Origin of the sequence: Streptomyces sp. W16, assembly GCF_033194735.1 — a bacterium.
GTDB lineage: Bacteria > Actinomycetota > Actinomycetes > Streptomycetales > Streptomycetaceae > Streptomyces.
Genome location: NZ_JAWOAI010000306.1, coordinates 1 through 12,062, shown reverse-complemented (window position 1 = coordinate 12,062; position 12,062 = coordinate 1). Strand labels below are relative to the sequence as shown.

The 12,062-nt window shown below is 70.1% G+C and carries 14 protein-coding genes; 8 read left to right on the top strand and 6 right to left on the bottom strand.

All coding sequences use genetic code 11. From position 1 onward, the window contains the following. From R6V09_RS32675 to R6V09_RS32655, 5 genes are all read left to right on the top strand, one after another. A partial coding sequence (locus R6V09_RS32675) for an FAD-dependent oxidoreductase (RefSeq protein ID WP_317885073.1) occupies positions 1-626 on the top strand: 626 nt, incomplete at its 5' end. Beyond that, positions 623-823, top strand: a complete 201-nt coding sequence (gene thiS / locus R6V09_RS32670) for a sulfur carrier protein ThiS (RefSeq protein ID WP_317885072.1) — start codon at positions 623-625, stop codon at positions 821-823. The genes R6V09_RS32675 and thiS, both read left to right, overlap by 4 nt. Positions 824-826: 3 nt before the next feature. Continuing rightward, positions 827-1,621: a thiazole synthase gene (locus R6V09_RS32665; protein ID WP_317885071.1), complete on the top strand. Its 795-nt coding sequence runs from the start codon at positions 827-829 to the stop codon at positions 1,619-1,621. A 213-nt stretch (positions 1,622-1,834) separates the two neighbouring features. After that, the gene (pknB, locus tag R6V09_RS32660; RefSeq protein ID WP_317885070.1) at positions 1,835-3,769 is read left to right on the top strand and encodes a Stk1 family PASTA domain-containing Ser/Thr kinase; all 1,935 of its coding nucleotides are present in this window, start codon (positions 1,835-1,837) and stop codon (positions 3,767-3,769) included. A gap of 34 nt (positions 3,770-3,803) precedes the next feature. Then, entirely contained in the window at positions 3,804-4,688 is an 885-nt protein-coding gene (locus R6V09_RS32655) for a deoxyribonuclease IV (protein ID WP_317885069.1), read from the top strand. Here the strand turns inward: R6V09_RS32655 and R6V09_RS32650 are convergent, their stop codons facing one another. Beyond that, the gene (locus R6V09_RS32650) at positions 4,689-5,303 is read right to left on the bottom strand and encodes a sulfite oxidase-like oxidoreductase (RefSeq protein ID WP_317885068.1); all 615 of its coding nucleotides are present in this window, start codon (positions 5,301-5,303) and stop codon (positions 4,689-4,691) included. Positions 5,304-5,460: 157 nt separating this feature from the next. Here R6V09_RS32650 and bfr point away from each other — a divergent pair, with 157 nt between their 5' ends. Continuing rightward, on the top strand, positions 5,461-5,937 hold the full coding sequence (bfr, locus tag R6V09_RS32645; protein WP_317885067.1) for a bacterioferritin: 477 nt from the start codon (positions 5,461-5,463) through the stop codon (positions 5,935-5,937). 6 nt (positions 5,938-5,943) lie between these two features. On the opposite strand, the gene R6V09_RS32640 is transcribed toward bfr, so the two are convergent. Beyond that, positions 5,944-6,204, bottom strand: a complete 261-nt coding sequence (locus tag R6V09_RS32640) for a (2Fe-2S)-binding protein (protein ID WP_317885066.1) — start codon at positions 6,202-6,204, stop codon at positions 5,944-5,946. Positions 6,205-6,356: 152 nt separating this feature from the next. After that, positions 6,357-7,709, bottom strand: coding sequence for a class II 3-deoxy-7-phosphoheptulonate synthase (locus tag R6V09_RS32635; protein WP_317885065.1), 1,353 nt, complete (start codon positions 7,707-7,709; stop codon positions 6,357-6,359). Positions 7,710-7,793: 84 nt separating this feature from the next. On the opposite strand from R6V09_RS32635, the gene R6V09_RS54705 reads away from it, so the two are divergent. Beyond that, on the top strand, positions 7,794-7,862 hold the full coding sequence (locus tag R6V09_RS54705) for a trp operon leader peptide (RefSeq protein WP_200711611.1): 69 nt from the start codon (positions 7,794-7,796) through the stop codon (positions 7,860-7,862). A 93-nt stretch (positions 7,863-7,955) separates the two neighbouring features. Beyond that, on the top strand, positions 7,956-9,821 hold the full coding sequence (locus R6V09_RS32630; RefSeq protein WP_317885064.1) for an anthranilate synthase family protein: 1,866 nt from the start codon (positions 7,956-7,958) through the stop codon (positions 9,819-9,821). A 64-nt stretch (positions 9,822-9,885) separates the two neighbouring features. Here R6V09_RS32630 and R6V09_RS32625 read toward each other — a convergent pair whose 3' ends face one another. The 3 genes from R6V09_RS32625 to R6V09_RS32615 form a co-directional block, all read right to left on the bottom strand. Further along, the gene (locus R6V09_RS32625) at positions 9,886-10,914 is read right to left on the bottom strand and encodes a 6-phosphofructokinase (RefSeq protein WP_317885063.1); all 1,029 of its coding nucleotides are present in this window, start codon (positions 10,912-10,914) and stop codon (positions 9,886-9,888) included. A 132-nt stretch (positions 10,915-11,046) separates the two neighbouring features. After that, positions 11,047-11,724, bottom strand: coding sequence for a response regulator (locus R6V09_RS32620; protein WP_262059858.1), 678 nt, complete (start codon positions 11,722-11,724; stop codon positions 11,047-11,049). Beyond that, positions 11,721-12,062 (bottom strand): ATP-binding protein (locus R6V09_RS32615; RefSeq protein WP_317885062.1); only part of this gene is annotated, 342 nt, incomplete at its 5' end. The genes R6V09_RS32620 and R6V09_RS32615, both read right to left, overlap by 4 nt.

The window sequence follows — 12,062 nt, the reverse complement described above, 5'->3', positions numbered from 1 at the left end:
AGCGGCTCACGGTCGGGCAGGACCGCGCCACGGGGGTCGTCACGCGCGAGGGGGAAGTGCTGGGCGCGGACCAGGTGGTGCTCGCGGGCGGCAGCCTCAGCGGGCGGCTGGCCGGGGTCCCTGACGACGTCCTGCCGCCCGTACGGCCCGTGAAGGGGCAGGTGCTGCGGCTGACCGTGCCGGAGCGGTACGCGCCGTTCCTGAGCCGGACCGTGCGGGCCGTGGTGCGCGGCAGCCAGGTCTATCTGGTGCCGCGCGAGAACGGCGAGCTGGTCGTCGGCGCGACCAGCGAGGAGCTGGGCTGGGATACGACGGTGACGGCCGGCGGTGTCTACGAACTGCTGCGCGACGCCCACGAGTTGGTTCCCGGGATCACCGAACTGCCGCTCACCGAGACCCGGGCCGGACTGCGCCCCGGCTCCCCCGACAACGCGCCGCTGCTCGGCCCGACCGAACTGCCGGGGCTGCTGCTGGCCACCGGGCACTACCGCAACGGCGTGCTGCTCACGCCGGTCACCGGTGACGCCCTGGCGCATGCCCTGAGCACCGGTGAACTCCCGGACGAGGCACGCCCGTTCACCCCGGAGCGGTTCGGCGCCCAAGCGCGTATGGAGCAGCCCGCATGAACGTCTCCGTCAACGGGGAGCCCCGGGTGATCGCTCCCGGCACGGCTCTCGACACCCTCGTGCGCACCCTGGCCGCGTCGCCCTCCGGTGTGGCCGCCGCCCTCAACGAAACCGTCGTCCCGCGCGCGGAGTGGCCCTCGACCTCCCTCTCCGAGGGGGACCGCGTCGAGGTCCTCACCGCCGTCCAAGGAGGCTGACCCATGGCCGACGACCCCTTCGTCCTCGGTGGTACTTCCTTCACGTCCCGGCTGATCATGGGTACCGGAGGTGCGCCCAGCCTCGACGTCCTGGAGCGCGCGCTGGTGGCCTCCGGGACGGAGCTGACGACGGTCGCGATGCGGCGCGTGAACGCCTCCGTGCACGGTTCGGTGCTGTCCGTCCTGGAGCGGCTCGGTATCCGGGTGCTGCCCAACACCGCGGGCTGTTTCACGGCGGGCGAGGCGGTGCTGACGGCGCGGCTGGCGCGGGAGGCGCTCGGGACGGCACTGGTCAAACTTGAGGTGATCGCGGACGAGCGCACGTTGCTGCCCGACCCGATCGAGCTGCTCGACGCCGCCGAGACCCTGGTCGACGACGGATTCACGGTGCTGCCGTACACGAACGACGACCCCGTGCTGGCGCGGAAGTTGGAGGACGTCGGGTGCGCGGCGATCATGCCGTTGGGGTCGCCGATCGGTTCCGGGCTCGGGATCCGCAACCCGCACAACTTCCAGCTGATCACCGAGCACGCGCGCGTGCCGGTGATTCTGGACGCGGGGGCCGGTACGGCGTCCGACGCGGCGTTCGCGATGGAGCTGGGGTGCGCGGGTGTGATGCTCGCCTCGGCGGTGACGCGGGCGCAGGAGCCGGTGCTCATGGCCTCCGGCATGCGGGCGGCTGTGGAGGCGGGGAGGTTGGCCTTCCGGGCGGGGCGTATCCCTCGTAGGCACTTCGCCTCGGCGTCTTCTCCTGCGGAGGGCCTCGCCGCGTTGGATCCTGAACGGCCCGCTTTTTAGGCACCCCGGGCTGCACTCCCGTTCCGTCTCCCACCCAGGCACCACCCGTTTCCAGTCGGCCGAAAAGTGAACCTCCCCTGTGGAGCTTCCTCGACATCGGCGGCTGCGGGTGCGGGCGCCCGTGCGTGCGATCCGTCACAGGTCCGCTGCAGTAAAGCCCCGATCCTGGCCGAAAACGCGGTGCTGTCAGCCTCGGCTCGTACACTCACCTGCGTGGATACGACCCTTCATGACCCTCTCGTCGGGCAGCTGCTCGACGGCCGCTATCGCGTCGACGCGCGGATCGCCGTCGGCGGGATGGCCACGGTCTACCGGGCCGTGGACACCCGCCTGGACCGGGTTCTCGCGCTCAAGGTGATGCACCCGACGCTGGCGGCCGACGCCTCCTTCGTCGACCGGTTCATCCGCGAGGCCAAGTCGGTGGCGCGGCTGGCGCACCCGAACGTGGTGCAGGTCTTCGACCAGGGCGCCCAGGGGGCGTACGTCTATCTGGCGATGGAGTACGTCGCGGGCTGCACCCTGCGGGACGTGCTGCGCGAGCGCGGGGCGCTGCAGCCGAGGGCCGCGCTGGACATCCTGGAGCCGGTGCTGGCCGCGCTCGGTGCCGCGCACCGGGCCGGGTTCGTGCACCGGGACATGAAGCCGGAGAACGTGCTCATAGGGGACGACGGCCGGGTCAAGGTCGCCGACTTCGGACTGGTCCGGTCCGTGGACACGGTCACCAGCACCACGGAGAACGTGCTCGGCACGGTCTCGTATCTCGCGCCGGAGCAGATCGAGGGCGGCACGGCGTCTCCCCGGGTCGACGTGTACGCGTGCGGTGTCGTCCTGTACGAGATGCTCACCGGCCAGAAGCCGCACGACGGGGACTCCCCCGCGATCGTGCTCTACAAGCACCTGCACGAGGACGTCCCGCCGCCCTCGGCCGCCGTGCCGGGGCTGGCGTACGAGCTGGACGAGCTGGTCGCCACGGCCACCGCGCGCACCCCGGACATCCGGCCGTACGACGCGGTCGCGCTGTTCGGTCTGGTCCGCGAGGCGCGGGCGGGGCTGAGCGACGAGCAGTTGGACGCGGTGCCGCCGCAGGCGCTGGCCTCGGAGCATCCCAACGCGGAGAACCGTACGAGCGTGATCCCGCGCTCCCTGACCGTGCCGCGCCCGCTGCCGGTCAACGAGGACGACGAGCCCGGTGACCCGTTCAACCGGACCAGCCGGTTCGAGAGCGGACCGCCGCTGCCGCCCCGGCGGCGCGACGCGCGGCGGCCCCGGCGCGGACTGCTGGCGATCATCGCCGCCGTACTGCTGATCATCGGGGTCGGGGCGGGCGTCTGGTACATCAACTCCGGCCAGTTCACCAAGGTCCCGCCGCTGCTGGCGAAGACCGAGGTGCAGGCGAAGGACCGGCTGAAAGAGGCCGGTCTCGACGTCAAGTCGGTCAAGCACGCCTACAGCGACACCGTGAAGCGCGGCACCGTCATCAGCACCGACCCGGTGGCCGGCGCCCGCATCCGGGACAACGACTCGGTGGCCCTGACCATCTCGGACGGCCCGGAGACCGTGAACGTCCCCGACCTGACGGGCACCCGCCTGGCCAAGGCGCAGATCCTGCTGAAGCAGGACGGGCTGGCGGCCGGCATGGTCACCAGGGAGTTCAGCGACGACGTCGCCAAGGGCCTCGTGATCAGCACGGACCCGGAGGCGGGCACGGAGCGCCATGCGGGCTCGGCGATAGCCCTGACCGTCAGCAAGGGCAGCGCGGTCGACGTGCCCGACGTCACCGGTGAGGACCTGGACGAAGCGAAGTCGGACCTCCAGGAAGCCGGTCTCACGGTGAAGGTCTCGGCCACCGAGGTCACCTCGGAGTACGACGCGGGCCAGGTCGCCCAGCAGACCCCGGCCGGCGACAGCCAGGCAGCCGAGGGCGACACGGTGACGCTGACGCTGTCCAAGGGCCCGGAGATGGTCGAGGTCCCGAGCGTGGTCGGCGCGAGCGTCGACGCGGCGACGAAGCTCCTTGAGGAGTCGGGATTCAAGGTCAAGGAGGACCGGGGCCTGCTCGGTCTGTTCGGCGACACCGTGAAGGACCAGTCCGTGGACGCGGGAGAGCAGGCCCCCAAGGGGTCGACGATCACGATCACCATCCGGTGACGGGGGCGGCACGCGCGCGTGACACCCTGGACGGGTGAGCAGCGCGTCCCCCTCCCGCATCCCTTCCCGCAACCCCGTCGGCGGCCATGTCCCGGTGGCCGGCGGTCTCCACTCCGTGGGGCTGTCCTACGCCCGTGAGCTGGCCGCCGAGACCGTGCAGGTCTTCGTCGCCAACCCGCGCGGCTGGGCGACACCGGCCGGGAACCCGCGCCAGGACGAGGAGTTCCGCGCGGTGTGCGAGGCCGAGTCCATCCCGGCGTACGTGCACGCCCCGTACCTGATCAACTTCGGCTCGCACACCGAGGCCACCGTGGAGAAGTCGGTGGAATCCCTACGGCACTCGCTCCGGCGGGGACGGGAGATCGGCGCGCTCGGTGTGGTCGTGCACACCGGGAGTGCGACGGGCGGGCGGGAGCGGGCCGTGGCGCTGGCCCAGGTACGGGAGCATCTGCTGCCGCTGCTGGACGAGTTGACCCACGACGACGATCCGTTCCTTCTCCTTGAGTCGACGGCCGGCCAGGGTTCGTCGCTGTGCTCGCGGACCTGGGACTTCGGGCCGTACTTCGAGGCGCTGGACGCCCATCCCAAGCTGGGTGTGTGCTTGGACACGTGCCACATCTTCGCCGCCGGGCACGACCTGACCGGTCCGGCCGGTATGCACCAGACGCTCGACCTGCTGGTGGACACGGTCGGCGAGGGACGGCTGAAACTGATCCACGCCAACGACTCCAAGGACGTCGTCGGCGCCCACAAGGACCGCCACGAGAACATCGGCTCCGGTCATATCGGCGAGGATCCGTTCCGCGCGCTGATGACCCACCCGGCGACCGAGGGCGTACCGCTGATCATCGAGACACCTGGCGGCAAGGAAGGGCACGCGGCGGACGTGGAGCGGCTGAAGAAGCTCAGGGACTCGTAGTCACAGTTCGGGACCCTCGCCGGGGCCTTCCTGGTACGAGTACCGCTGTTCCTTCCACGGGTCACCGACGTTGTGGTACCCGCGTTCCTCCCAGAAGCCGCGCCGGTCCGCCGTCATGTACTCGACGCCGCGGACCCACTTCGGGCCCTTCCAGGCGTACAGGTGGGGGACGACCAGGCGGAGCGGGAATCCGTGTTCCGCGGTGAGGAGTTCGCCGTCCTTGTGGGTGGCGAAGATGGTGCCGTCGGCGGCGAAGTCGGTCAGCCGGAGGTTGGCGCTGAAGCCGTACTCCGCCCAGACCATGACATGGGTGACGGCGGGTGACGGCGGGGCGGTCTCCAGGATCGTGCCGGCGGGGATGCCGCCCCATTCGGCGCCCAGCATGCTGAACTTCGTGACGCAGTGCAGATCGGCCACGACCGAGTCGTAGGGCAGAGCCGTGAACTCGTCGTGGTTCCAGCAGTGCTTGTCGCCGTCGGCGGTGGCGCCGAAGACCCTGAACTCCCAGCGCTCGGGGCGGAACTTGGGGACCGGGCCGTAGTGGGTGACCGGCCAGCCGCGCTGAAGTCGCTGGCCGGGCGGCAGCTCGGACTGTTCGACCCCTCTCTGACCCATGGCTCCATCCTGACAGACGGGGGGCGGTGCACATGACCGGCTCTGGGCGGATTCGGGCAACTCCTACTAAGCATGCACTTACTGGACGACTTCTTCGCGCCGATGCAATCATGCGGCGCAACCCGCCAGTTCCCCCGTTTTGGAAGGAGCCTCTGCGATGCAGGGCGACCCCGAGGTCCTTGAGTTCCTGAACGAGCAGCTCACCGGTGAGCTGACCGCGATCAACCAGTACTGGCTGCACTACCGCATCCAGGACAACAACGGCTGGACCAAGCTCGCCAAGTACACGCGTGAAGAGTCCATCGACGAGATGAAGCACGCGGACAAGATCACCGAGCGCATCCTGATGCTCGACGGTCTGCCGAACTACCAGCGGCTGTTCCATGTCCGGGTCGGTCAGACGGTCACCGAGATGTTCCAGGCGGACCGGCAGGTCGAGGTCGAGGCGATCGACCGCCTCAAGCGCGGTATCGAGGTGATGCGCGCCAAGGGCGACGTCACGTCCGCGAACATCTTCGAGGACATCCTTGAGGACGAGGAGCACCACATCGACTACCTCGACACGCAGCTCCAGCTGATCGAGCAGCTCGGCGAGGCGCTCTACATCGCGCAGCAGATCGAGCAGCCCAGCTAGAGCCTGCTAGGCGGCGTCTTCCAGATCGGCCATCGCGGCCACTCCGGTCAGCTCGGCGAGTATCGACTCGCCCTGGTCGGCCGCCTCGCGGCGCGGACAGGCGCCCCGACCCAGCAGTGCCTGGATACGACGTACGCACGACCCGCAGTCGGTGCCCGCCTTGCAGGCCGACGCTATCTGCCGGGGGGTGCAGGCACCGCCCTCCGCGTGCTTCGCGACCTGCGCCTCGGTCACACCGAAGCAGTTGCAGACATACACGCGGGTCACCTCCCGGGCGGGATCGAAGGTCGTCGCGCCATCCCGATAATCGGTGAGGCTAACCTAACCTTACCCGCCGCGCAGGAGCTGTAAAAGTGCCGTGGGGCGGGGATCGTATGTGATCCCCGCCCCACGGCACTCTGCTGTAACAGGTGAAACGGTTACTGGTCCCTGTACATCTCGGCGACCAGGAAGGCCAGGTCAAGGGACTGGCTGCGGTTGAGACGCGGGTCGCAGGCCGTCTCGTAGCGCTGGTGCAGGTCGTCGACGAAGATCTCGTCGCCGCCGCCCACGCACTCGGTGACATCGTCACCGGTGAGCTCGACGTGGATGCCGCCCGGGTGGGTGCCGAGGCCCTTGTGGACCTCGAAGAAGCCCTTCACCTCGTCGAGCACGTCGTCGAAGCGGCGGGTCTTGTGGCCGGAGGCCGCCTCGTACGTGTTGCCGTGCATCGGGTCGGTGATCCAGGCGACGGTCGCACCGGACGCGGTGACCTTCTCGACCAGCTCGGGCAGCTTGTCGCGGACCTTGTCCGCGCCCATCCGCACGATGAAGGTGAGCCGGCCCGGCTCGCGGTCCGGGTCGAGGCGCTCGATGTACTGCAGCGCGTCCTCGGCGGTGGTCGTCGGGCCGAGCTTGATGCCGATCGGGTTGCGGATCTGGGAGGCGAACTCGATGTGCGCGCCGTCCAGCTGCCGCGTGCGCTCGCCGATCCACACCATGTGCCCGGAGACGTCGTAGAGCCTGCCGGTGCGGGAGTCGACCCGGGTCAGGGCCGATTCGTAGTCCAGCAGCAGCGCCTCGTGCGAGGAGTAGAACTCGACTGTCTTGAACTCCTCCGGGTCCGTCCCGCAGGCCCGCATGAAGTTCAGCGCGTTGTCGATCTCGCGCGCCAGCTGTTCGTAGCGCTGGCCCGACGGGGACGACTTCACGAAGTCCTGGTTCCAGGCGTGCACCTGGCGCAGGTCGGCGTAGCCGCCGGTGGTGAAGGCGCGGACCAGGTTGAGCGTGGAGGCGGACGCATTGTACATCCGCTTCAGGCGCTCGGGGTCCGGGATGCGGGCCTCTTCGGTGAAGGCGAAGCCGTTGACGGAGTCGCCCCGGTAGGTCGGGAGTGTCACCCCGTCGCGGGTCTCGGTCGACTTGGAGCGCGGCTTGGAGTACTGGCCGGCGATCCGGCCGACCTTGACCACCGGCACCGAGGCGGCGTACGTCAGTACGGCGCCCATCTGGAGGAGGGTCTTCAGCTTGTTGCGGATGTGGTCGGCGGACACCGCGTCGAAGGCCTCGGCACAGTCGCCGCCCTGGAGGAGGAACGCCTCTCCCTTGGCGACGGCCGCCAACCGGGCGCGCAGCTGGTCGCACTCGCCTGCGAAGACGAGCGGCGGATACGACGCGAGGTCCGCGATCACTGCGCGCAGAGCCTCGGTGTCGGGGTACTCGGGCTGCTGCGCCGCGGGCAGGTCTCGCCAGGTGTTGCCAGCGCTCGCGCTGGTCTTAGCGTTCACGGTCACGGCCTCAACATTACGGGGTCGTGTCGAGCTGTTTTCGCACGGCTCGACAGGTGAGATGCCCGCACGCTCAGCTGGGCGTGGGGTATGGTGCCTCGCATGTTCGCGCTTTCGACTCAGAACTGGTGGTGGACCGCTCATCCGGCGGCCCACTGACTGCGCGTACTCGACAGTACTTCGCGAAGGCCGCCCGAGGGCGGCCTTCGGCGTTTCCGGGGTCGTTCCTCACCGACAGATGGCAGAGGAACCATGAACCTGACACAGCTGCTGGACGACGACCGCCCGTTCGCCCTGCTGCGCCGCCGCACGCCGGGCCACGACGAGAACACGGTGGAGGTCTTCCTCGGCCCGGTCTCCACCCACGACCGCCTCGCCGACCTCCCCGCCGAGGGCCTGGCCCTGATCCCCTTCCGCCAGATCCGCGAGCGCGGCTTCGACGTCCGTGACGACGGCACCCCGCTCGCCTTCCTCACCCCCGAGGAGTCGTACGGCGTCCCGCTCGCCGACGCGCTGGACCAGCTGCCCGCGCACGACGTGCGGGTCGAGGGCGGTGGCTTCGACGTCGGTGACGAGCAGTACGGGGAGATCGTCGGGCGGGTGCTGCGGGAGGAGATCGGGCGCGGCGAGGGCGCCAACTTCGTCATCCGGCGGACGTACGAGGGTGAGATCCCGGGGTACGGCAGGGCCGACGCGCTGGCGCTGTTCCGGCGGCTGCTGGTGGGTGAGCGGGGGGCGTACTGGACGTTCGTCGTGCACACGGGTGAGCGCACGCTGGTGGGGGCCAGTCCCGAGGTGCATGTGCGGATGTCCGGCGGGACCGTCGTCATGAACCCGATCAGCGGGACGTACCGCTACCCGGCCGAGGGGCCGACGCCCGAGCACCTGCTCTCCTTCCTCGCCGACGGCAAGGAGATCGAGGAGCTGTCGATGGTCGTCGACGAGGAACTGAAGATGATGTGCACGGTCGGCGACATGGGCGGGGTCGTCGTCGGGCCGCGGCTGAAGGAGATGGCCCATCTCGCGCACACCGAGTACGAGTTGCGCGGCCGGTCCTCGCTGGACGTGCGCGAGGTCCTGAAGGAGACCATGTTCGCGGCGACCGTCACCGGCTCGCCGGTGCAGAATGCCTGCCGGGTCATCGAACGGCACGAGGCCGGCGGGCGCGGCTACTACGGCGCCGCGCTGGCCCTGCTCGGCCGCGACTCCGGCGGTGCCCAGACCCTCGACTCCCCCATCCTCATCCGCACCGCCGACATCGACCCGGCCGGCCGACTGCGGGTGCCGGTCGGCGCCACCCTCGTCCGCGGTTCGGACCCGGCGAGCGAGGTCGCGGAGACCCACGCGAAGGCGGCGGGAGTACTGGCCGCGTTGGGCGTACGACCGTCCCGGCCGCGGGGCGAGGAGACCCGCCCCCGGCTCGCCGACGATCCCCGGGTGCGGGCCGCGCTCGACAGCCGCCGCACCTCACTCGCCCCCTTCTGGCTGCGGATGCAGGAGCGGTCCGAGGAGCTGACCGGGCACGCGCTGGTCGTCGACGGGGAGGACACCTTCACGGCGATGCTCGCGCACGTGCTGCGGTCGAGCGGCCTCGATGTGACCGTGCGCCGTTACGACGAGGAGGGGTTGCGGGAGGCGGTGCTCGCGCACGAGGGGCCCTTGGTGCTGGGGCCCGGGCCGGGCGACCCCTCCGACACGGCCGACCCGAAGATGCGGTTTCTGCGGGCGCTGACCGCCGAGGTCGTGCGGGAGAACCGGCACGGTGTCCTCGGCGTGTGTCTCGGGCACGAACTGATCGCGGCGGAGCTGGGGTTGGAGATCGTACGGAAGGAGGTTCCGTACCAGGGGGCGCAGACGACGGTCGATCTGTTCGGGCGGGAGGAGACCGTCGGCTTCTACAACAGCTTCGTGGCACGGTGCGACGACGAGGCCACCGCCGAGCTGGGGGCCCATGGTGTGGAGGTCAGCCGTGGCGCGAGTGGTGAAGTGCATGCGCTGCGGGGGCCCGGGTTCGCCGGGGTGCAGTTCCACCCGGAGTCGGTGCTGACGCTCAACGGGGCAGCTGTCGTACGGGAGTTGGTGGGTCAGCTGCGCGGGACGAGCACGAGGTCGGTGTAGTCGGAGCCGGTGGGGCGCCGGACGGGCTGGGATGCCCGGCCGGCGCCGGGAGCGCGGCCGGGGCTCAGCCGAAGAAGACTCCGACCTCCTCGTACAGCTTCGGATCCACCGTCTTCAGCTGGGCCGTGGCCTCCGCGATCGGTACGCGGACGATGTCCGTGCCGCGCAGGGCGACCATCTTGCCGAAGTCGCCGTCGCGGACGGCCTCGATGGCGTGCAGGCCGAAGCGGGTGGCGAGCCAGCGGTCGAAGGCGCTGGGTGTGCCGCCGCGCTGGATGTGCCCGAGGACGGTGGTGCGGGCCTCCTTGCCGGTCCGCTTCTCGATCTCCTTGGCCAGCCACTCGCCGACCCCGGACAGCCGGACGTGCCCGTAGGAGTCGAGGGTCCCGTCCTTCAGCACGACATCGCCGTCCTTGGGCATGGCCCCCTCCGCCACGACCACGATCGGGGCGTACGACGCCTTGAAGCGGGAGGTGATCCAGCCGCACACCTGCTCGACGTCGAAGCGCTGTTCGGGGATGAGGATGACGTTGGCGCCGCCGGCCAGCCCGGAGTGGATCGCTATCCAGCCGGCGTGGCGGCCCATGACCTCGCAGACCAGGACCCGCATGTGGGACTCGGCGGTGGTGTGCAGCCGGTCGATGGCCTCGGTGGCGATGCCTACGGCGGTGTCGAAGCCGAAGGTGTAGTCGGTGGCGGACAGGTCGTTGTCGATGGTCTTCGGTACGCCGACGCACGGCACGCCGTACTCGTCCGAGAGCCGCGCGGCCACGCCGAGGGTGTCCTCGCCGCCGATCACGATGAGCGCGTCGACCTCCTGTGCGGCGAGGTTGGCCTTGATCCGGCCGATGCCGTTCTCCAGCTTCAGCGGATTGGTGCGGGAGGAGCCGAGGATGGTGCCGCCGCGGGGCAGGATGCCGCGCACCGCGGGGATGTCGAGACGGACGGTGTCGCCTTCGAGCGGACCTCGCCAGCCGTCCCGGTAGCCGACGAAGTCGTACCCGTACTCCTGCACGCCCTTGCGGACGATGCCCCGGATGACGGCGTTGAGTCCGGGGCAGTCGCCGCCTCCGGTCAGTACTCCGACGCGCATGGAAAGATCCCTTCGCCGCAGTTCCCTGTGACAGCCACGCTAATGGTGATCCAGGTCACAGAGGGATGGGTGGGAAGGTCAATTCCGTGATCAATTCCGGTGAATTGTCGGGGAGTTGATCTACCGGGCTGCTTACGCGTCGTCGAGGCCGCGCTCTATCGCGTACCGGACCAGCTCCACCCGGTTGTGCAACTGGAGCTTGCCCAGGGTGTTCTGGACGTGGTTCTGGACCGTGCGGTGCGAGATGACCAGGCGCTCGGCGATCTGCTTGTAGCTCAGGCCCTTGGCGACCAGGCGCAGCACCTCGGTCTCGCGGTCGGTGAGTTGGGGCGCCTTGGGCTCGTCGCTGCCGGCGGCCGGTGCCGGGTCCGAGGCCAGCCGCCGGTACTCGCCGAGGACCAGCCCGGCGAGCCCGGGGGTGAACACCGGGTCGCCGACCGCCGTGCGGCGCACCGCGTCCAACAGCTCTTCCGTGGAAGCCGACTTGAGCAGATAGCCGGTCGCGCCCGACTTCACCGCCTCCAGTACGTCGGCGTGCTCGCCGCTCGCGGAGAGGACCAGGACGCGCAACGCCGGGTTGGCGCCGACCAGTTCCTTGCAGACCTGGACGCCGGGCAGCACCGGCAGGTTCAGGTCGAGGACGAGGACGTCCGGGGCCGCGGCCCGTGCTCGGCGTACCGCCTGCTCGCCGTCCCCGGCGGTGGCGACCACGTCGAAGCCGGACTCGGCCAGGTCGCGGGCGACCGCGTCGCGCCACATCGGATGGTCGTCGACCACCATGACCCTGATCGGGCCCCGCTGCTCACTCATCGTGTCCCCGCCTTCCCCCGTGCCTTCGGTACCTTCAGTTCAACTTCCGTGCCCTGCCCGGGAATCGAGACCAGTTCGGCACTGCCCCCGAGGTGCCGCAGCCGGCCCCGGATCGACAGCGCGACCCCGAGCCGCCCCTCCCCCTCGGCCTGCGCGAGCCGCCCCTCGGGGATACCCGGTCCGTCGTCCCGTACGGTCACCACGACCTCCCCGGGCTCGTCCTCGACCAGGATCCAGGCACGGGCGTCCGCACCGGCGTGCCTGCGCACATTGTCCAGGGCGGCACCGACAGCGGCGGCCAGCTCCTTCGCGGCGGGCGCGGGCAGCGGCACCGGGGC

Excerpts from the sequence above, each read along its gene's own strand:
- R6V09_RS32620 (WP_262059858.1), bottom strand. The coding sequence starts at position 11,724 with ATGAGTGAGCAGCGGGGCCCGATCAGGGTCATGGTGGTCGACGACCAT.
- R6V09_RS32665 (WP_317885071.1), top strand. The coding sequence starts at position 827 with ATGGCCGACGACCCCTTCGTCCTCGGTGGTACTTCCTTCACGTCCCGG.
- R6V09_RS32625 (WP_317885063.1), bottom strand. The coding sequence starts at position 10,914 with ATGCGCGTCGGAGTACTGACCGGAGGCGGCGACTGCCCCGGACTCAAC.
- thiS (WP_317885072.1), top strand. The coding sequence starts at position 623 with ATGAACGTCTCCGTCAACGGGGAGCCCCGGGTGATCGCTCCCGGCACG.
- bfr (WP_317885067.1), top strand. The coding sequence starts at position 5,461 with ATGCAGGGCGACCCCGAGGTCCTTGAGTTCCTGAACGAGCAGCTCACC.
- R6V09_RS32650 (WP_317885068.1), bottom strand. The coding sequence starts at position 5,303 with ATGGGTCAGAGAGGGGTCGAACAGTCCGAGCTGCCGCCCGGCCAGCGA.
- R6V09_RS32630 (WP_317885064.1), top strand. The coding sequence starts at position 7,956 with ATGAACCTGACACAGCTGCTGGACGACGACCGCCCGTTCGCCCTGCTG.